General features: G+C 47.0%; 22 protein-coding genes and 2 pseudogenes. 21 read left to right on the top strand and 3 right to left on the bottom strand.

Annotated elements, in window-relative coordinates; translation table 11 throughout:
* Positions 1-58 precede the first annotated feature (58 nt).
* Both AC3RCL_RS16365 and AC3RCL_RS16360 read right to left on the bottom strand, forming a co-directional pair.
* Positions 59-994, bottom strand: a complete 936-nt coding sequence (locus tag AC3RCL_RS16365) for a tyrosine-type recombinase/integrase (protein WP_492530723.1) — start codon at positions 992-994, stop codon at positions 59-61.
* 245 nt (positions 995-1239) lie between these two features.
* Positions 1240-2364, bottom strand: a complete 1125-nt coding sequence (locus tag AC3RCL_RS16360; RefSeq protein WP_492530721.1) for a DUF4261 domain-containing protein — start codon at positions 2362-2364, stop codon at positions 1240-1242.
* 215 nt (positions 2365-2579) lie between these two features.
* Between AC3RCL_RS16360 and AC3RCL_RS16355 the strand changes: the two genes are divergently transcribed.
* The 13 genes and pseudogenes from AC3RCL_RS16355 (at position 2580) to AC3RCL_RS16295 (ending at position 12081) form a co-directional block, all read left to right on the top strand.
* Complete coding sequence (locus tag AC3RCL_RS16355; protein WP_192571978.1) at positions 2580-3062, top strand: GNAT family N-acetyltransferase; 483 nt, start codon at positions 2580-2582, stop codon at positions 3060-3062.
* Positions 3063-3142: 80 nt separating this feature from the next.
* Positions 3143-3535: a VOC family protein gene (locus AC3RCL_RS16350; protein ID WP_145036252.1), complete on the top strand. Its 393-nt coding sequence runs from the start codon at positions 3143-3145 to the stop codon at positions 3533-3535.
* Between the two features lie 10 nt (positions 3536-3545).
* Positions 3546-3971 (top strand): GNAT family N-acetyltransferase, encoded by a 426-nt coding sequence (locus AC3RCL_RS16345; protein ID WP_036663621.1) that lies wholly within the window; start codon positions 3546-3548, stop codon positions 3969-3971.
* Positions 3972-4034: 63 nt separating this feature from the next.
* Complete coding sequence (locus tag AC3RCL_RS16340; protein WP_036663100.1) at positions 4035-4631, top strand: AAA family ATPase; 597 nt, start codon at positions 4035-4037, stop codon at positions 4629-4631.
* 380 nt (positions 4632-5011) lie between these two features.
* Positions 5012-5983, top strand: coding sequence for a metal ABC transporter solute-binding protein, Zn/Mn family (locus tag AC3RCL_RS16335; RefSeq protein ID WP_192571977.1), 972 nt, complete (start codon positions 5012-5014; stop codon positions 5981-5983).
* A 1-nt stretch (position 5984) separates the two neighbouring features.
* A complete protein-coding gene (locus tag AC3RCL_RS16330) occupies positions 5985-6713 on the top strand; it encodes a metal ABC transporter ATP-binding protein (RefSeq protein ID WP_096773636.1) in 729 nt (242 codons plus the stop codon).
* 3 nt (positions 6714-6716) lie between these two features.
* Positions 6717-7655, top strand: coding sequence for a metal ABC transporter permease (locus AC3RCL_RS16325; protein ID WP_492530716.1), 939 nt, complete (start codon positions 6717-6719; stop codon positions 7653-7655).
* Positions 7652-8554, top strand: a complete 903-nt coding sequence (locus tag AC3RCL_RS16320) for a metal ABC transporter permease (RefSeq protein ID WP_492530714.1) — start codon at positions 7652-7654, stop codon at positions 8552-8554. Before AC3RCL_RS16325 ends, AC3RCL_RS16320 begins: the two co-directional genes overlap by 4 nt.
* Positions 8555-8685: 131 nt before the next feature.
* Complete coding sequence (locus AC3RCL_RS16315; protein ID WP_036663096.1) at positions 8686-9219, top strand: GNAT family N-acetyltransferase; 534 nt, start codon at positions 8686-8688, stop codon at positions 9217-9219.
* Between the two features lie 31 nt (positions 9220-9250).
* A complete protein-coding gene (locus AC3RCL_RS16310) occupies positions 9251-9760 on the top strand; it encodes an NUDIX hydrolase (protein WP_192571975.1) in 510 nt (169 codons plus the stop codon).
* A gap of 314 nt (positions 9761-10074) precedes the next feature.
* On the top strand, positions 10075-11019 hold the full coding sequence (locus tag AC3RCL_RS16305; RefSeq protein ID WP_492530710.1) for a glycosyltransferase: 945 nt from the start codon (positions 10075-10077) through the stop codon (positions 11017-11019).
* 31 nt (positions 11020-11050) lie between these two features.
* Positions 11051-11497, top strand: a pseudogene (locus AC3RCL_RS16300) (hypothetical protein); the annotation flags it as partial.
* A 53-nt stretch (positions 11498-11550) separates the two neighbouring features.
* Positions 11551-12081 (top strand): phytanoyl-CoA dioxygenase family protein, encoded by a 531-nt coding sequence (locus AC3RCL_RS16295; RefSeq protein ID WP_492530708.1) that lies wholly within the window; start codon positions 11551-11553, stop codon positions 12079-12081.
* A 208-nt stretch (positions 12082-12289) separates the two neighbouring features.
* Here AC3RCL_RS16295 and AC3RCL_RS16290 read toward each other — a convergent pair whose 3' ends face one another.
* On the bottom strand, positions 12290-13081 hold the full coding sequence (locus AC3RCL_RS16290) for a helix-turn-helix domain-containing protein (protein WP_492530705.1): 792 nt from the start codon (positions 13079-13081) through the stop codon (positions 12290-12292).
* A gap of 136 nt (positions 13082-13217) precedes the next feature.
* On the opposite strand from AC3RCL_RS16290, the gene AC3RCL_RS16285 reads away from it, so the two are divergent.
* From AC3RCL_RS16285 to AC3RCL_RS16250, 8 genes and pseudogenes are all read left to right on the top strand, one after another.
* Positions 13218-14987: a glycoside hydrolase family 2 protein gene (locus AC3RCL_RS16285; RefSeq protein WP_492530703.1), complete on the top strand. Its 1770-nt coding sequence runs from the start codon at positions 13218-13220 to the stop codon at positions 14985-14987.
* Positions 14988-15348: 361 nt separating this feature from the next.
* Positions 15349-15681, top strand: coding sequence for a winged helix-turn-helix transcriptional regulator (locus AC3RCL_RS16280; protein ID WP_096773909.1), 333 nt, complete (start codon positions 15349-15351; stop codon positions 15679-15681).
* A gap of 270 nt (positions 15682-15951) precedes the next feature.
* Positions 15952-16680, top strand: coding sequence for an NAD(P)-dependent oxidoreductase (locus AC3RCL_RS16275; protein WP_492530701.1), 729 nt, complete (start codon positions 15952-15954; stop codon positions 16678-16680).
* A gap of 14 nt (positions 16681-16694) precedes the next feature.
* Positions 16695-17153, top strand: a complete 459-nt coding sequence (locus AC3RCL_RS16270) for a DUF2269 family protein (protein ID WP_492530699.1) — start codon at positions 16695-16697, stop codon at positions 17151-17153.
* A 69-nt stretch (positions 17154-17222) separates the two neighbouring features.
* On the top strand, positions 17223-17375 hold the full coding sequence (locus AC3RCL_RS16265; protein ID WP_492530697.1) for a hypothetical protein: 153 nt from the start codon (positions 17223-17225) through the stop codon (positions 17373-17375).
* Between the two features lie 152 nt (positions 17376-17527).
* The gene (locus tag AC3RCL_RS16260) at positions 17528-17926 is read left to right on the top strand and encodes a YkvA family protein (RefSeq protein ID WP_492530695.1); all 399 of its coding nucleotides are present in this window, start codon (positions 17528-17530) and stop codon (positions 17924-17926) included.
* Positions 17927-18243: 317 nt separating this feature from the next.
* A complete protein-coding gene (locus tag AC3RCL_RS16255) occupies positions 18244-19227 on the top strand; it encodes an alpha/beta fold hydrolase (RefSeq protein ID WP_492530693.1) in 984 nt (327 codons plus the stop codon).
* A gap of 261 nt (positions 19228-19488) precedes the next feature.
* A pseudogene (locus tag AC3RCL_RS16250) lies at positions 19489-20413 on the top strand (DUF2268 domain-containing putative Zn-dependent protease).
* Positions 20414-20549: the final 136 nt, after the last annotated feature.

Genomic DNA, 20549 nt, shown 5'->3' with positions numbered 1-20549 from the left:
GAAGGAACATGAGCGGTGACTATGTTACAGGTTGAGTGCTTGCAAACCGTGTCCTTTGTCACGGCTTAGTCGAGAAGAGAAGGGGGATCGCCGGTCGGATTTTGTTCATGGCGCGCTCTTTAGTCTCATCCAGCACATGGGTATAAATCTGCGTGGTGGATATATCCTCGTGTCCGAGGAGCTCCTGCACAGCACGCAGATCAGCTCCGTTGCGCAGCAGCTCGGTGGCAAAGGAGTGTCTTAACTTATGAGCGGATAGAGATTGCCCGGATAACTGCGGAAACTGCTCGGTCATCGCCTCAAACGTCTTCTCGGCTATCGTCTGCACCATGCGTTTACTGATTCTGCGCCGAAACTGCGATACGAAGAAGGCGTTATCCTTTGAGCTTCTGGGTGCCATCCGTTCTTCCAGGTACATTTGCAGCAGCTTGTTCAATTCGGCGGGGAGGGGGATGTACCTCCATTTATTGCCTTTACCCAGCACTCCGATGCTGGAGTTCTCCAGATCAAAGTCCGATACATTCAGCTTCACGATCTCGCTAACCCGAAGACCCGCATAAGCCATAAGCGCAATGATGGTCACGTCTCGAATTTTATATCTGCCTTCAATCCCGCTCAGGCAAGCATCCAGAATCGGCTTTTGAAGATAGGTAGGCTGACGGTTTTTCTCCACCTTGGCTTTTTCGATATCCATGGCAGGATTGGTGCTCGCCAATTTGAAACGGATCATGACTTTATAGAAGAGACGGATGGCGGACTGGCAGCGATTTCGATATCGTGCGCCGGCACCGCTTTCCCGCACCTGCGTCAGATAATACATCACATCAATGTCTGTGATATCCGTGATGGGTTTCCCTTCAAGGCTGTTCAGAAAGTGCTTGATATCATGAAGATAGGCCTGTTGTGTATCCTTGGCGTATTCGCGATCCTTCATATAGGAGAGAAACAGCTTCATTTCCCGCTCATAGTGCTCAAAAACTTCGGTATAGTTCATCGCTTCACACCCGTCCAATCGTTTAGAACAGAAATTGCATTAAATATAGATTTAATGCAATTTCTATTATAGCAAAATCGAGCAATTTGGCAAAAATGATAGCGGCCGCCCAGCGTATGCCAGTTGCAAATTCCGTCAAGGAGTGGAAGCCGTCAACAAAGTCGTAGTCGTTGGAAAATATAAAAAGCACGCCAAGTCCATATCGATGGCTAGGCGTGCTTTGTCGGAGAGTTGATTCGTTAAATTCAGTATTTGATTTTAAGAGTGTCATCAGGAAGATACACGCCCTCGGAGCGGGTAATCGGAAGCTTCTGTTCCGCGGAGAAGCCGATGGTTTCCCCGTCCCTTAGCGTGACGTCCTGCTCCACGATGTATAAAGCAATGTCCATCAGGAATTCACGGAGCTCGGCAGGGGTCGCCTGGCTGTCCAGCACCTCGATCTCATCCTTGCCGAAGGCTCTGAGCCCATAGGTATATCCGTTGATTCCGGTTTCGGTGCCAACTAAACCAAAATATACGAGATTTAACAGGGGAAACAGATCTTCGGTCTTCATCGTTTCGGCCATATCGATATAGAACTCAGGCTGAAATACGGTGCCGGACGAGTAGAGCCCGACGGCATTCGGCAGCTTCAGGCAGCTGGCCGCCAGTTTGGCGTACACTTTTCCGCTATCCAGCGGAGACGCGGAGCGCTTCAGCACGGCCAGAATAAGCTGGGCAACATGGGTTTGGGTGACCTCGGCGGCCTCGGGCCACAGGTAGTTCCCTTGAGCGTAATGCTCGGCCTCGCCATCCGGCACCGGGGCATTGATGAAGCTGACTGCAATCATGCAGCCCTCCGCCTCAAAGACCAGCATGCCTTCCTTCTCCTCTTCGGCGCTGCCGTCTTCCGGGGAGCAGGAGATGCTCCAATCGCGCAGAAGATTGGCTTGGATCTGCTCCAAATCGCATTCTGGCGAGTTCAACAGAACGAAGCCGTTGAATATGCCGGATGACGTTTGGTTGTCTGCCGCGTCATCCTCTGGATTCTCCGCCGATTCATACTGCGCCGCCTGCTGCATCCAATACTCCCGGATCATATTGACCATGGATATCGCTTCCTCCTCCGCGGTGGCAGGATGATAAGGCTGCATCTCACTGAATACATGACCGCAATGCTCGGTGTCCGAGGCATGTTCATAACCGCCGCACACGCCAACCAGCCATTTACCAAGCATGGATTTCTTATATTTAAATATGTAGTAATGCATGCCATGGAGATTGAATTCTCCGGCTAATTCGATTTTGCTGGGCTTATGTCCAAGCTCTCGTTCATTTGCCAGCCATTCGATCATGGCTCGCTTGGCCGCTTGCTGTTGGACTGTCGTCATGGGTTTCTCTCCTTAACTATGTGTGATATATTAACTGTTATATTTTACAAGCTATTGAATGGCTCAGCAATAGATGGAAATTGCTAGTCTATGACCAGTAGATGGTATGACCATTGCCGTCTTCACATATAACTGGCAGGATGGTTACATAGAATGTGGAATAGGGTGTTTCGTTAAAATTATAAAAATGCTGAGATGGCATGAGAGGTGAGAATGTGAAACTTGCAAGGATTTCATATGAACAGAAGAGCGTATTGCGCAGCCTCATGGAGTTATATCAATACGATATGAGTCCGTATGAGGATGATAGCGATAATGACGTTAACGAGTACGGTCTTTACGATTATAAGTATGTAGACCATTACTGGACCGAAGAGGGACGCCACCCTTACTTTGTCAAAGTATCCGGGAAGCTTGCCGGATTTGTGTTGGTGAGGGAAATCGAAGCATCAGATCTTTCAGATCCCGGTTACTCCATGGCAGAATTTTTTATTCTTAAGAAATACCGCAAGCAGGGTATCGGCAAACAGGCGGCATTCCAAGTATTCGAATGGTTCAAGGGGAAGTGGAGCATCGCTTGGTTGGAAAAAAATCTGCCGGCGCAAAACTTCTGGACAACGATCATCTCGGAATATAAGGCGGGCGAATATTCGGAAACCACGTATGCAGGCAACCCTGCCATCGAATTTTATTCTTAGCATTCAGCACTTACGAAAAGTTCTTGTTAAGCGAGTCGGACGATTGTATTATGGAAGGAAAAGTAGCCGGAGATGATCTTATGAGCAGGATTCAATTCTCAGTTCAAGTTCGATTGGTATCCGATCTTTCCCGATCCAAGCAGTTTTATGAAGAGGTGCTCGGTTGTGAAGTGAACGATGTTTGGGCGGTCAGGGATGATTTTGCGCTAGGTTTCAAACTGATTCAGGCGGCAACGATGACGGACGTTAACCCGAATCCGCCAGGCCAGGATCAACAGACGCCTTGGGATACATACGCCTATGTGGATACGCACCGCGAATTAGACGAGTTGTATGAAGAACTAACCTCTCGCGGGGCAGAAGTGGTACAAGAGCCTGTGCTCATGGAAGCAGACTGGGGCGTGTGGAAGGATTTTGCGATCAAGGATCCGGACAATTACGTGATTGCATTTGGCTCTGGTAAAAGGAACTGACGGTGTGATGATGGACATCGATCTGAAGCGGATTTTGATAAGCAGCGACCCTTCCCTCCTGGATATGGATGCCATTGTACATTTTTTGCGTCAAAGCTATTGGGCTAACGAACGCTCCGATGAAAAAATTAAGAAATCGCTAGAGGGCTCAACATGTTTTGGCGCCTATATCGACAACCGGCAGATCGGATTTGCCAGGGTCGTGACCGACGACGCAACCGTGTATTGGTTATGCGATGTGTTTGTGGATGAGTCTTACCGTGGGCATGGCATAGGAAAGAAGTTAATCGAAACGATTACCACCAGCGATGACTACCGAAATTTATTCGGCATCTTGTCGACGCGGGATGCCCATGGTCTATACGAACAATATGGATTTGTCCGCGATCACGGAAAAACGTTGACTCGATTGCCGGACTTTCTGAGAAAAGCATAATTTTACATAAGAGACGACATGTGATACAAGCAAAACCCTGTTAAGGAAGGGGTACTTTCATCTATGATTATTTGGGTGAACGGTGCATTCGGCTCGGGCAAAACCCAGGCTGCGCATGAGCTGCAGCGAAGAATACCGAACTCGTGCGTGTACGATCCGGAGAATGCAGGTTATTTCATTCGCGATAATCTTCCGAAGGATGCCACACGCGATGATTTTCAGCATTATCCGATGTGGAGGGAGTTTAACTACTCCATGTTCAAGTATATGGACCAGGAATCCGATCAATTGATCATTGCTCCGATGACCATATCAAACGCGTCATATTTCGATGAAATCGTTGGGAACCTGAGACGGGATGGCGTTGTTGTCCGGCATTTCACCTTGTGTGCTTCCAAGGAAGTCCTGCTAAGACGATTGCGGAGCCGAGGGGAAGGTGCGAATTCGTGGGCAGCGCAGCAAATCGATCGGTGCATGAGCGGATTCTCGAATGAAGTGTTCCAGCGTCATATCGATACCGATCATCTGTCAATCGACGAGGTGGTAGAAACCATCGGTGCTTTGGCCGATGTGAAGCTATTGCCCGATAACCGCAGCAATAGCAGGAAGAAATTCGACCGTTTAAAAACCAAGTTTGCGCACATTCGGTTTTTTGGATAACCCAAGGGTTGTGATTGATCAAACCATATGAAAAAAAGACGATTTCTCTTGACGAGAAGTCGTCTTTTTTTGTGCATTGAACATGAATGAAATCCTAGCCTATTAAAATATTTAAATACAGCTAAATATTTTGCCTATGCGAAAAATAGATCCTGATTGCTCGGATATTATGGATTAAATCAAGCTTTTGAAGAAATGAAATGAGATACCGCGTGTACGAATTTATAAAATAACATTGACAAAAACCTAAAGATGGATTATTTTTTGTACATAGGAATTAATGTTGCATTAATCCAAAACAATTGTACGACGGCAGGACGAGGTTTTCATTTACATTAGAATGGTCGACTCATTATTTATTTGGAGTGGAGGAGAAGAAGATGAAGAACAAGAGGACTAGTAGAGGCAGGATATTCATGGGGGCAGCCATTCTGGTTTTGTTGCTGGTATTATCCGCATGCGCATCGGGGGAAGCGAAGCAGAGCGGAGCGGCAACCGAGCAGGCCGACAAGAAAATACGCGTGGTAACCACTATTGGACAGATTGCGGAACCCATCTCCGTCATCGGAGGAGATCGGGTGGAGGTGCTGAGCTTGATGGGACCTGGCGTCGATCCGCATTTATATAATGCCACACAAGGCGATATCAAGAAGTTGGATAGCGGGGATGTTATTTTCTATAGCGGACTTCATCTGGAAGGCAATATGACGGAAATCTTCGAACAGATCGGAAAAAACAAACCCGTGCTGGCGATAGCGGACGCCATCCCGAAGGATCGGTTGCTTCAGGATGACACGCAGGCGACCGATCCCCACGTATGGTTTGATATCGATCTATGGAAGACCTCCTTGGACTCTGCAGTGGAAGAGCTGAAGTCGCTGTCTCCCGCCGATGCCGACTATTTTGAAGAGAACAAGCAGAAGTATTTTGCGCAATTGGATGAGCTGAAAGCGGAGGCAAAGGATAAGCTGGGGCAAATACCGGAAGAGCAGCGGGTCATGGTTACCGCTCATGATGCCTTTGGGTATTTCGGCCGTATGCATGGTCTGGAAGTCGTCGGCCTTCAAGGCCTGAGCACTGAGGATGAAATCGGCCTCTCGGATATTAACGGCACGATCGACCTACTGCTGGAACACAAGGTGCCTGCCGTATTCGTCGAGTCCAGCGTCAACCCGGCATCGATCAATGCCGTCATTGAAGGAGCTGCCAAGAAAGGGCTGGACATTAAGCTTGGAGGCGAGCTCTTCTCCGATGCCATGGGCGAGACGGGAACGACGGAAGGCACTTATATCGGAATGTACCGTCATAATGTCGAAACAATCTATCATGCGTTAACAGGAAGTGGTGAATAAGATGTCTGTACTTGAAGTTCAAGATCTCCATGCATCGTATCGAAAAAATAAAGTGCTTCACAACGTGTCCTTCAGCGTGGAGCAGGGCTCGCTAACCAGCATTGTCGGGCCGAACGGCGCCGGCAAATCCACCTTGCTTAAAGTCATGCTGGAGCTTCATCCGAAGCTGTCGGGGAATGTTTCCTTCTTCGGGTCCAGCTTAAGCCAAACGAAAACCCGCGTCGGCTATGTGCCGCAGCGGGGGTCCGTGGACTGGGATTTCCCGACCGATGCGTTGGATGTCGTCATGATGGGTTTGTACGGACGGGTAGGGTGGCTGAAACGGCCAAACAAGAGCCATAAGGATAAGGCGATGGCATCGCTTGATCAGATGGGCATGGCAGACTTTGCCGACCGGCAGATCAGTCAGCTCTCCGGCGGACAGCAGCAGCGCGTATTTCTCGCAAGGGCGCTCGTTCAGGATGCCGATCTCTATTTCATGGATGAGCCGTTAGCTGGAGTCGATGCCGCAACCGAGCGGGCGATTATGACAACCCTGAAGGATCTGAAAAAGGCGGGCAAAACCGTGATGGTGGTCCATCATGATCTGCAGACGGTTGAAGATTATTTCGACCATGTGCTGCTGTTGAACCGTACGGTCATTGCGCACGGGAAGACGGAAGACGTCTTCACGAAGGATCAAGTTTACCGCGCATACGGCGGTTCGCTTCGCTGGATGAAGGAGGCGTAAAGCATGCTCAATTCATTATTGTCGCCGAACACACAGTGGGTACTGTTAAGCACGTTAATCCTGGGCATGGCAGCCGGCATGATCGGCTGTCTTGCCTATTGGAAGCGGCAAAGCCTGATGAGCGATGCATTGTCTCACGCGGCGCTGCCGGGTGTCGTGATCGCATTCGCTTTGACGGGAAGCAAGAACCTGCTGGTCATGATTCTCGGGGCAGCCGCCAGCGCTTTAATCGGGGCCTGGATGATCCAGTGGATTCGGACTTCCAGCCGCATTAAAGAGGATACGGCGATGGGCATGATACTATCCGTGTTTTTCGGTTTGGGCATTATGCTGCTGACGATCGTGAACCGTACGGGCGGCGGGAATCAAAGCGGACTGGATAACTTTATTTTCGGGCAGGCGGCATCCATGGTTCGCAAGGATGTGGTTACGATGCTAATCCTGGCTGTTCTGGTCATTCTCGTTGTCTCGATTGGTTTTAAAGAATGGAAGCTATTTCTGTTTGATCCCGATTTTGCCCGGGGGTTAGGGCTGAACGGCAGACTGATGAATACCCTCTATATGGGAGTGCTCGTTCTCGTCATCGTCATCGGCATTCAGGCCGTCGGCGTCATATTGATGGCGGCCATGCTGATCATTCCGTCCGTCAGTGCAAGATACTGGACACAATCCTTCAAAATGATGGTCATTCTGTCGGCTGTATTTGGAGGCGGCGCCGGGTTCGTCGGTACACTCGTGAGCACTCTGGGAAAAGGATGGCCTACAGGGCCCTTTATCGTTGTAGCTTCCTCCGCGTTGTTCACGATCTCTCTGGTCTTCGGCGCAGAGAAGGGTCTTCTGATTCAGGCTCTGCAGCTCCGCTCCCAGAAAAAAGAGCATAGGGACGCGGGCAGTCAAACCGTTCTTGGTCCCCGGATTTCCGAGAGGGGGAGCAATCAATGACTTATACCGCATGGATCTTACTCACAGCCTCGCTCGTCGGATTGTCCTGCGGCATCGTCGGCGTGTTCCTGATTCTGCGCCGAATGGCGATGATGGCCGATGCCATCAGCCACACCGTGCTGCTCGGCATCGTCACGGCGTTTATCGTCACCCGAGAACTCAGCGGTCCGCATATGCTGGTCGGTGCGATCATAGCCGGCCTGCTGACGGCGGTACTGGTTCAATGGTTTCATTCCCGGGGCGTACAGCAGGACGCATCCATCGGCGTTGTTTTCACAACCTTGTTTGCCATCGGCGTCATCCTGATTGCGACCCAAGTTGGCAACGCCCATCTGGATACAAAGCATGCGCTCATGGGCGAAATCACGTTTGTGCCATGGGATGTGATGCACGTTCCGCTTCTAGGCGAGGTACCGAAAGCGACCTTTATGCTGGCAGCCGTTCTCTTGGTCGTGCTTATCGTGATCCTGGCATTCTATAAAGAATGGAAGATCACCTCCTTTGATCCGGCACTTGCGGCCAGCATCGGCATTCCCGTCGTGCTTATGCATTATGTGTTCATGTCGCTCGTCTCCATCACAACGGTGGCCTCCTTTGATGCCGTGGGGGCGATCATGGTGGTGGCTATGTTAATAACGCCTGCCGCGGCTGCTTATCTATGGACCGATAAACTCTCCATCATGCTGGCGCTAAGCGGGGCCTTTGGCGTCATATCGGCATTTATGGGCTATTATATCGCGGTATGGCTGGACACCTCCATTTCGGGATCCATGGCATTCGCAACCGGAATCGTATTTATCATCAGCTTTCTGTCCTCTCCGCGACATGGCGTGCTTTCCCGTTATATTCATAAGTTCAAAACGCATGACAAGGAGAAGAAACTGGAAGGATTTTCTTAATGTGAGATATTGAAAGAAGCTTGGGGGATAGGCTGCCCGGCTTCTTTTTTTATCTGCGACATACAGCGTGGTATAATTGGAAAAAATCACCTCCGCCTGTGCCGGAGGCTTCATGAAGGAGTGAGGTACCTATGCAGTTAGAGTCCCCTAGACTGACGATCCGCGATTTCCGGGATGAGGATTTTGCGAGTATTCATGCCTATGCTTCAGATCCAAGAGTGACCGAGTATACGATGTGGGGACCCAATACGGAAGAAGATACATGGAAGTATGTAGGGGAAATCCGCCGAATGATAGAGCAGAGCCCCCGTGACAGCTACGAGCTGGCGATCGTATTAAAGGATGGCGGCCAATTGATCGGAGGCGTGGGGCTTCATCGATCCGATACGAATGCAGAGCTTGGATACTGTCTGAATCCCGCTTATTGGCGGCAGGGTTATGCTACCGAGGCCGCTAGGGTCATGTGCCGCTTCGGCTTCGAGGAACTGGGAGTCAACCGGATCTATGCCACCTGTCGGCCGGGAAACGTCGGGTCTGCTAGCGTCATGCGTCACATCGGAATGAAGCAGGAGGGGCATCTACGGCAGCACTTATGGTTTAAGGGCCGTTATCATGATTCCTATTTATTCTCCATCCTGAAAGAAGAATTCGACGGGAGGAAATGACCAACCGTCTTGAAAAGGAGCACCTGCCCGTATGGTAAATAGCGAGTTATTGATCCGCCATAACGGAATATCGATTTACGAGGAAACGTCAGGCAAAGTATATTATACCAAGGAAAATTATGTGTCCGTTGTTGTTCTGGCAAAGGATGGCGATCAGCTGCTGCTGATCCGTCAATACCGAGCGGCCGTGGATGATTACGTTATTCAGCTGCCTGGCGGCGGCGTAGGCGAGGAAGAGGACCTGGAATCGGCGGCTCGACGTGAAATGCTGGAGGAAACAGGCTTCATCTGCGGTGAGCTTCACTACCTAGGCAAGCTGTACCCGGCGTCCTGGAGGTGCAACGAGATCGCACATGTCTATTATACCGATGAGGTAATAAGCCAATCCGGCCAGCAGCTCGAGGGATACGAGCGCATTGACGTGGTACGTATGAGCGTCACGGACTGCTGGCGCGGGATAAAGGAGAATAAGCTGCAGGATTCCGAACTGATTTTTGCCATGATGCAGGGCTTGCTTAAGGAATTCATTCAGCCATCATAATACGGAGGTTCTTGATTAAATGGATTTTGTAGAGATTTTCATCATTAGAATGGATGCCATGCTTCAAGAGATGAGAGCATTGAGAAAAGAAATTCAAGAGATCCGTGCCAATGAACATATTATCGATAAAAAAGTTTAGTTATCAGTCAAATTCATTGGAATTATACGGCTGCCTTTAGTGTAGGTTTCATTCTACGCCATGGGCAGCTTTTTATTGTTAATGATGGACGTATTCATCATTTTGCATGGTCTTGCAAACTTGTCGGGGAGGAGTCGAATATACTCTATTACGAGCGGATAAGGAGGTCGACATTATGGGAAGGCACTTGCTGATCTATGACGTGCCCTGGTGGATCCTGGGTAAGAATGCCAAGGTTATTCAGCAATATCATCCATCGTTGGACCTCATGTCTATGAGCGAATTGGATCTCTATCTTGAACACAAAAGCAGTGGAGAGTTGAATCACCAATATGATCACATATCCGCCATGTGTCTTGGCATTGCGGCTTATTGCGTTTTCAAGAATATCCGCATCGATTCAGCGGCAGCCGTCTCCTATTATTACTTCAGTAAACACTACGAAACCTATAGGGAATGGAAGGATGAACTCGTTCCCGATCCTGACTTTCTCAGGCTGGTCCTTCCTAGAATCGGAAAGCTGGGCGCTATAAATCGGAGACTGGCCTCCATCTTGCAGGCTGTAGCGCCGAACACATCTGTGGAGTATATCGGTCATTTCGTGGATGACAAATTGTTTCAGCCATTGCATATGGCTCGAATAGACAATGCTCCAATCGTGATCGGATGGGCCGGAGATCCCTCGAAAACCTCTAAAAACTACAATACTTTGTATATGCGGATTAAAGAGCATTTCAAGAGTGATGAAGGAATCGCTTTTATCGAAACTTCCGGTGCTCACACTTACGAAAGCATGCCGGGTTTTTATCATAAGTTGAACTTGTTGTTGAACACGGGAGCCAATGAAGGAAGCGGGGCTACTGTGCTGGAAGCGTATGCTTGCGGGGTTCCCGTTCTTTCCACGAATGTCGGTAATGCAAAAGATGCAGCTCACCCGGCTGCCCATGGACTGATTTTGGATAGTGACTCTCCCGAAGATTTTATACACAAGATTAACCATTGGAGAAGTCGGACGGATGAACTTCGAGAAATCGGGTTAAGGTGCAGGAGTCATATAGAGTCAGGTTGGAGGATCGACCATGCGATGAGCCGATGGCTCCGCGTTTTGTTTCAAATTTAGTCAAGCTCTGCAGGAGAGGAGGAAGAAAAAGATGTTTGAACAAGTTTCCGTTCTGATTCCCTACCAGTCGGATCAAGGCGGGCCGAGGGATGCTGCGCTCAGGTGGGTGCTGGATTTCTACTCACGGACGATGCCGGGCATAGAAGTATGCATCGGTGAGGTCTCCGGTAATCCATTCAGCAGGTCGAAAGCCATTAACCGCGCAGCCCGCCAAGCAACCAGAGATGTATTCATGATTGCCGACTGTGATATCGTATATGATCCCAACCTCGTGCTGGAAACGATATCTTACGTGAATGATCGTCAATGGGTTATCCCCTTCAGTCGTATATTACGGCTGCCGGAGGACATCTCGCAAATGATCCTGTCTCAAACAGCGGATTGGCCGATCCCAACGATACTGGGAAATAGAGATGAGAACAGCGCTTATTATCTGGGAGGGTTGAATGCATTAAAACGAAATGCGTTTGATGCGGTGGGGGGATATGATGAACGGTTTATCGGCTGGGGCGGGGAGGATGAGGCCTTCGCTTGTGGGTCGTTCCCGGTTCCAATCACGAACCGATTTACCCACCGCCAGGGAATAACGGCGGCAGTGTTCATGCTAAAGAAGCATTCACCGATCTCCATTCCGTGGAGAATGTCAGTCACCTCGACGATGAGGTCAACACGTTATCCAAAGTGGTGTCCAATTATCCGGCCCCCATTCCAGTGCGAATGAAGCCTGGAGATGTGCTGTTCTTTGATTCCCATTTGTTCCACCGTTCATATCGGAACCGAACGAAGGACCGTTATCGCCGCTCCTATGTGTGCCATTATTGTAACGCTCGGTCGTTCGTTCCGTGGGACCATGACGGTTATGAAGGCGAAAGCGGGAATTACCGCCAGATATTGGCGCGAGGCCGGACGCATCTTGCTTATGCGGAACCGATATTTGATACCCCGGTAGATATTACACAGCACGATGAGATACCCGAATCATCCAGCGTGACGTTGATGGGCATGGATGACGGCATGATGCTGCCTGTAGTACAGGTGAAAAAAGTACAGGATTGGAGGTAAAAATTGCATAAGAGGAAAAGTCCCTCAGTTCAATGCTTGAACTGAGGGACTCATTATTTTGCAAACAGAAACGGACTAGCGTTCGACCATAAGCTAGTCCGTTTCTGTCTGCATCGAGTCACAAATCGCGTTGATTATTTGCCTCGAAAACACTGCACAATACGCGCAGGTTGATTCCTTTTCTGAAGTAATGAGGAGAGAAATAGAATTATTGCCTACCATCAGCCCTTCCTCTGTATTCACTCGGAGTTAGTCCTACGTATTTTTTGAATTGCCGCATAAAATGTACATCGTTCTCATAACCGCATATTCCAGAAATATGGCTGATCGCATACGATGTGTTCTTCAGTAAATAGGAGGCGTATCCTAGTCTGTTAAGGATGATATCGTTAATTACCGATATGCCAAAGATTTGTTTGTACATATGCTGGAAATACGCCCGACTCATATTCATCTTGTCCGCCAAGAACTCGACCGTATACCAAGTAGAAGGAGAATTGAAAACTTCATTTCTCAGCTTCAGGAACTGATCGTAGTATTTACTAATCTGATGGTGTGGCTCCAAATGATTTCGAATATCGCTAAGCTTCATGAACAGGCAGCGAATGGTATAATCGATGATCTCATTTCGGAAGGTTCCGTTCTGCAGATTCTCCCAATGAATATCATTCACTTTTCTGGAAATATAGAAGGGGTCGTATGCTTTGAATAAGGTATCTAAAGGGAGATTCAGGCGATCAAAAAAAGCCTCTGCGTCCTCCATATCAAAGTGAAACCAGTCATGGACCAGAGGTTGTTCAGCATGCTGGTAGAAATACGGGCTGTTTTTGTTAAAAATAATAAAGGTATTAGGTTCAACAAATACAGCCTGCGAATGAATCTTAAGCTCCATTTTGCTCCGGAAGAATAAAAAGACGTAATCCCCGGAGCCGTCCGGGCGGTCAACAGTGAAGCCTTCCGGATGAATCACGTTATATCCACATCGGTTTAGATGTATCAATGATTTCCACTCCTAGAAAGGATAATAGATCAGTCAAAGGATAGGATAAATCATTTTCTTTCTCGGATCAAGATAGTAATCTGTGATAAGAAATACAGATTATACATCAGTTATTAGAGAGAGGATAGGTGCTAAAATGCCCACAGCAGCTACGAAATTTTATATAAAAAACTATCCGAGACCCCAATTTGTACGGAGCCAGTGGCTGGATCTGAACGGAGCGTGGGATTTCTGTTTCGATGATGAAAAAGCCGGTGTTGCGGAACGCTTTATGGACCATTTTCCCGCTGCACAAAAAATAAACGTTCCCTTTACCTATGAAACCCAGGCGAGCGGAATCGGCGAGGAGACATTCCATGCGCAGATTTGGTATCGCAGAAAACTGACACTTTCCCCAGAAGCGGAAGGGAAACAAACGATCCTGCATTTCGAAGGCGTGGATTATAAAGCTACCTGTTGGGTGAACGGTGGTTTTGCGGGGGAGCATGAAGGGGCGTATGCTCGGTTTTCATTGGATATTACCGACCTCCTCAAGCAAGACGCCGAAAATGAAATTGTGCTGAAAGTGGAAGACAGCGATAGTTGTCTGCAGCCTCGGGGCAAACAGCGCTGGGCCGGACGAAATCATGATTCGTTTTATGTGCAGACGACAGGCATTTGGAAAAGCGTCTGGTTCGAACATGTCCATGACACCCGCTTGGATAAGGTGAAAATGACACCGGACATCGACCGCCAAATGATTCGGTTCGACTTCCGCTTTAACGGGACGAAAAACAAAAAAGATCTCCGGCTGGAGACAGAAATCACATTTAAAGGCGAAACGGTAAGAAAGCTGAGCCTTTCGGTGGACAGAGCCTGGCTGACGGTGGAAACAAGCATGATGAGCGGCATCAACGGGCCATGGCTGCAGAACATGTGGTCTCCGGGCAATCCCAATCTGTTTGATGTGGAGTTTGTGCTGTATGAAGGAGAACGGGAGATCGACCGGGTGGGTTCATATTTCGGCATGCGCAAAATCTCGATCCGAGACGGACAAATTCTTCTGAACAATATTCCCCTTTACCAAAGATTGATTCTGGATCAGGGATACTGGAACGAAAGTCATCTGACGCCTCCGTCCGAAGAAGCGCTGATCGAAGATATCGAGGCGATCGCCGAAATGGGCTACAACGGTTTGCGCAAGCATATGAAAATTGAAGACGCTCGTTTCCTATACTGGTGTGATGTCAAAGGTATGCTGGTCTGGTCCGAAATGGCGGCTGCTTTTGAATATAACGATGAGTCCGTGGAACGTTTTACAAAGGAATGGATTGAAGTTGTGCAGCAGCAATACAATCATCCCTGCATCATTACCTGGGTACCATTTAATGAATCCTGGGGCATTCAGAATATTATCCATGACGATCGGCAGCAAAAATTTACGGAAGGTATTTATTATTTGACCAAATCTATTGATCCTTATCGCCCAGTCATCACTAATGATGGATGGGAGCACACCATTTCTGATATTTTGACTCTTCATGATTATGTGGAGCGTGGCGAAGATTTGTACGAAACATACAAGGATAAAGACTCGATTACGGGTAGCAACGGTGCGTACAACGAGTGGAAATTTGCGTTCGCCCAAGGCTACAGTTATAAAGGGCAACCGATTATCATCAGCGAGTTTGGCGGGATTGCATTCAGGAGCGAGCATGGCTGGGGTTACGGCAATCAGGTTGAGAGTGAGGAAGCTTTCCTGGAGCGATTCGCCAGCATAACCGGAGCGATTAAAGCAGTTCCGTTTATCTCCGGTTACTGTTATACGCAGATTACGGACGTTCAGCATGAGGTTAACGGCCTGCTTACCGAAGACCGAAAACCGAAAGTGTCGCTGGAAAAGATCCGGGAGATTAATTTGGGGTAGGGAAGCAGGGAAGAAAAAAGAGTACTAAGAAAAGACAAAACAAAAGATAATGCAGGTTTGTATAATGATGGCAAGCAGTCCACCCTAGGTGAATGACAAATTCCGAAGCGGTCGCGGATAGCCACGGAAGGTTGGGGTACCAGTGTCCTCGGCGTTATTTTTTGACAGCTCGTTCCAGTATGGTTCCCACAAGGAAAACAATTAATATTATCAAATTACCGATAAATGTCCAAGTCATAACAGTAATACCATCGGCGATTAGAATGGTTTCTGATTGACTTGATGGTATCCGTAATGTAAAATTTTGTTATATTAATATCGGATAATACACGTACTCAAAAGTAAGGGGGATGATTGATCCATGATTCATCAGCGCGAATGTCCAGTCGAAACACTCCTGCATGTTTTAGGCGGCAAATGGAAGCCATTGATTTTATGGCATTTGATTGAATCCACAAAGCGATTCAACGATCTGGAAAAGCTTATACCTGATGTTTCACAAAAAATGCTTTCCCAACATCTCCGAGATTTGGAACGCGAAGGCATAGTCGACCGAACGGTCTACCCTGCTATCCCTCCAAAAGTTGAATATTCCCTTAGTGAATACGGCAGAACATTGATTCCTGTAGCAGAAGTCATGTGTGCTTGGGGAGAAAATCATAATAGACGGAAGTATGAAGAGTCAGCGTCATAAAGCTGATTTAATGAAATCGAATCTAATTCAATCAACCCATAACAGAAGCTGCCACGGAATTCCGGGCAGCTTTTTTTCGTCTACAGCCGCACAATCTGCCACAAGATTTTTCCTATTGTCCCGACCTCCGCGCACAATATGGGTTCTCTTTCTGTGAAGCTTACTTTTAAGTAAGTACCCTACTTTAAAGTGGGTTCTTAACATCTTTTTGAAGCGATGCTAAGCTTGAGTCAACCAAATATTGGAGCCGTTAAAGAGGAGGAAAGAACAATGAACATTATTGTTTTTGGAGCGACGGGGAATACGGGGAAAAGAGTACTGGCACAAGGAATAAAAATGGGGCATAAAATGACCGCGTTTGTTCGGAATTCTGAGAAGCTCTATGATCAACTAGGTGAGCCTTCCGCAAAACATGTGAAGGTGATCGTGGACGATATGTTGAACCCAGTGAGCGTCAGCGAGGCGCTTGCGCATCAAGACGCCGCTATTATTGCGGCCGGTCATGCGGGACAGGGGGAAGAGTTTGTTCGTATCGTCGATAACATCATAAGCCAATGTGAATTGGAGCCTAGTTTCTCTGGGCGGGTATGGGTCATGGGAGGAGCCGGTCTGCTGGATATTCCATATACCGATCTGATCGGCAACCATTTACCCGGCTTCCCACCCGAGTATAAAAATCACAACCTGAATTTCGAAAGGCTGCAACGGACTGGGCTCGATTGGTCCATGATGTGTCCGGGAACCATGATGGATTCAAGAGAGCATCCAGATCCGGTTCATCTACATGTAACAGCGGAAACCTTGCCCGTTCCGATGTCGGAGACGATCAAGGAATATTCCGAGGCAGAAATAGCCGGTCATTTGTTCAGCCGATTTCAAGAACTCAATGTTGCTTATGACGATGTTGTAATGTGTATGCTCAACCATCTTGAGCTCGGAGGAGCATTTAAAAGGAAAAGGGTCGGGCTAGCCTATCAAAGCAAGATTTCGGTGCGCTGAGGAGAAGGGGGAGCATGGGTTTGTTTGGATTACTGCTCGTTTTGCATATATTGGCTACGATCGCCATCATTGGTCCCGCTTTCGTAATGCCCATCATTCGAAGATCCGCTAGAACCGTCGGCCAGCTGCACTTTACTTTTGGTATAACGACCAAACTTGCCATCATACCTAAAATGGGCGGCATTCTGCTTATTGTAACCGGGGTTTGGCTTATGATCATAACCAAAATGGGGATATCCCAAATGTGGCTGAATGCGTCCATCCTTTTATCGCTCCTCATGATCGTCCTCATCGACGGATGGATCGAGCCGCGTTTGAAAAAGATCATCAAGCTCATATCTGAAAATCAAGACCAGAGTCATGAAATACCCGCCGAGTTCGGACTGCTGATCAAAAAGATCGTCCCCATCGAGACGGCAGCACAGCTGATGATGATTGCCATATTGGTGCTTATGGTCTTAAAACCTTTTTAAGGAGCCGATGGAGCATCATAACTCACTTTAATAGCCACATGATTTTGGTGATATAATTAGGAAAGTGCTGTGTTAAGAGAAAAGGCGGTGATTGAAATAGGGATTTTAAAAGCGGGTTATGGTCTAGACCAATTGAGTTCTGATAAGTTAGCTGAATTAATAATACTTTCTGGAGAACTATCTAATTATCGTTCTCTCGTTCGTGATGACGGTATAAAATGAAGCCAAAATTCACTGGCAGTTTGACGAAAGATAAGGGAATGATAGCCAAGAAACGGCAGCCGATCCAGCTGCCGTTTTCTGAAATAAGGAACATCATTTGTTCCGTTAATGTGCGGCGCCAGGGGACATAGCAAATGATTTTGGAGGTCTTTATGAGAGAAGCGAAGGTTCTAACAAAAGCAAAGAATAAGGCAAGAGAAATTAAACGAAATGTTTTTGTTTTGTTCCTGGCCTATAAAGATCCAAGAGTACCGTGGTACGCAAAGTTGTTTGCGGTGTTAGTGGTTGCCTATGCTTTCAGTCCGATCGATTTGATACCGGATTTCATTCCCGTTTTAGGTTATCTTGATGATTTGATTATCGTGCCTTTAGGAATTACGATCGCCCTTAAAATGATCCCACAATCGGTTATTGAACAATGTAGAGCTAAAGCGGAGGAGATCAGGAAGCAGGGAAAACCGAGAAACTGGGTGACTGGCGCGTTATTCATTTTGATTTGGGTATTAATTGCCGTGTGGGTCGGAAGCATCTGCTATAAATTATTCACTTAAGGTAGGTTATAACTGCTCTTAATTGCATCTTTTCACCTTATGATCAACTCGCTGTTTACGGATTACAGCAAAGTGCTCACTTGTTATTTATTGTGCTTCCGAGATACCAATTTAAAGTCGCTATTTTAGCGGCTTTTTTTGTTTTGTCCGTACAAGATCTAGTCCCTGGCCGAGGACAAAAGGGGGTGTCGATTACCAATAAACTTTGTTCATGCTCCGTTCATATTGCATTCATTGAGAGGACATCTTGGTTGGCTAGACTTGCATTAGCGGACCCCATGGCCAGTGTACAGATAGACAAGAAGGAGCTGAAGAGTTTGACGCAACCAGCAGGAAAGGAAGCAAGGAATAGTACAAAAACAAAGAGAGTACTACATATTTTGCTTAAAATAATCGTCGCAGTAGTTATAGCCATCCTGCTTTTTTTCGCCACCGTGTATACCGTAAATAAAATCAGCAGTCATGCAGAACAAAAAAGAATGGAGCCATACGGTCAGCGTATAGCTGTAGATGGAAAACAGATGAATGTTTTCATTCAAGGTCAAGGTGAAGAAACCATTGTGATTCTTCCCGGTTATGGAACAGCGGCACCTGCACTTGATTTTAAGCCGCTCATATCAGAGTTAATCCCTTATTATAAAGTCGTCGTGATTGAACCTTTTGGTTACGGTTTGAGCGATCGAACCCAGAAGGAGCGCAGTACAGCAAATATCGCAAGTGAAATTCACGAAGCGTTACAAAGTCTCCAGATCAATCGTTATATCCTCATGGCTCATTCCATTTCGGGGCTCTATAGTCTGGATTACGTGAACCAATATCCAGATGAAGTGCGTGCGTTTATCGGGCTGGATAGCAGCGTTCCGACTCTGAGCGAACAGAAGATTGATTCGTCAGACACAGAACCGGTTAAATGGTTCCGCAACTTGGGCTTCGCCCGGTTACAATTGAAACTAAGCGCTGACCCTTATGAAGGACTGCCGTATGATCAACAAACCAAAGAACAATTGAACATTATGATACGGAAAAACATGTATAACAACACGCAATTAAATGAGGCAGTGAGCATGTATTCCAACTTTAAAGCAGCAGAACAGCTGAATTTTCCTCCCGATTTACCTATTCTTTTCTTTGTTCAAGCGAATCACCCTGTAACGGACCGATGGATCCCCGAGCATGAGAAGCAATTAGAGGAATCTGTACATGGAGAAATGGTTTTATTGGACGCGGGACATTATTTATATCGTTCTCATCCAAAAAAAATCTCGGACAAAATAAGGGATTTTACGGGCGGGATAAAATAATTAGATCCCATTATGGTGTGTTTCGATTGCATTACCAAAAATAAACTGGAACGAGTTGAATGAAAGGGAGCAGATTCCGCCAGCAGCTGCTCCCTTTTTCAAATGAAGAAACGGGCAGGAAGAGATAATAAATGAATATATCTATAATCGGCATATCCTCGTTGTCTTCTATTCAAATATGATGTTTATGTATTATGGTTAGAAATCGATCGTAGCCCGTGCAAAAGTCTCTCTATGAATACATAACTAGGAGTGATAGAAATGAACATAAGAACATTGCGTTCAGACCATATTTATCAAAAAGTTGCCCAAGCTTCGCCCGAGGAAAAACTTGAATTATTCAGAAACGAAATGATGGCTCCCTTTATGAAACAATGGCAAATTCAACAGATCCCTTTTCGAGCGGAAGAGGCTAACGGTTTTGACGTTATTACGTTTAATAGCATAATGCATCGATCTCCTGATCAGATTACCGAGCAGATTTCACATGAGGTAGATTTAATTTCGTCAGATCCTTTTTGGTTAGAGTGTGAGCACGCAGTAAGGAAAAGCCTCCAACTATTTATGGAACATGATATAAACCTCCCTGTTTCTGAATATTTATTTACTATTCAACTAGGGAATCCGGAAAGCCGTGCCTTAACCATTAACGATGGTTATAGCGGTTTTGGGGGCATTCCCGGGTATATCTGGGGTACCATCTTGCCAAATGCGTACACGATTCCTCGAATGAAGGCTGCGCTCGCGCACGAATGCAACCATAATGTGCGATATCAATTTATTCAGTGGGATCACACCGTTCATTTGGGCGAGCTCATTGTAAGTGAAGGATTAGCCGAAAACTACGCTACGTTCATGTTTGGAGAAGAATTGCTCGGCCCTTGGGTAACGAGAACAGACGCAGTAACACTGAACAGGCGCATAAAGCCTGTGCTTTAAGAGCAATTGCAGTTAACGGGTTTTGATAATATCGCTCCGTATCTTAATGGTGACGAGATCGCCAAACTTCAAAACTTTAAACCGGTCAACATGCCTTATAGTGCCGGATACGCGTGCGGATATTATCTAATTCAATATTATTTAAGGAAAACAGGTAGAACGATTTTCGAGGCCCATAACGCCTGCTGCTGAAATATTAGACGAAGTAAAAGAATTCTGGAATGAAGAAACGGTGATTAGCTCTTAAAATCTCGTTCAAATAACAGATACCATTTGGAATCTGCATTGCCCACGTTTATAAAATTTCGGGCAGAGGGACAACGCCATCTCACATTAAAAGCCGCTATTTTAGCGGCTTTTTTTCTTTGATAGGTACAAGTATG

It is taken from the genome of Paenibacillus sp. MT86 (assembly GCF_058792535.1).
This window is presented reverse-complemented; position numbering and strand designations above follow the sequence as displayed.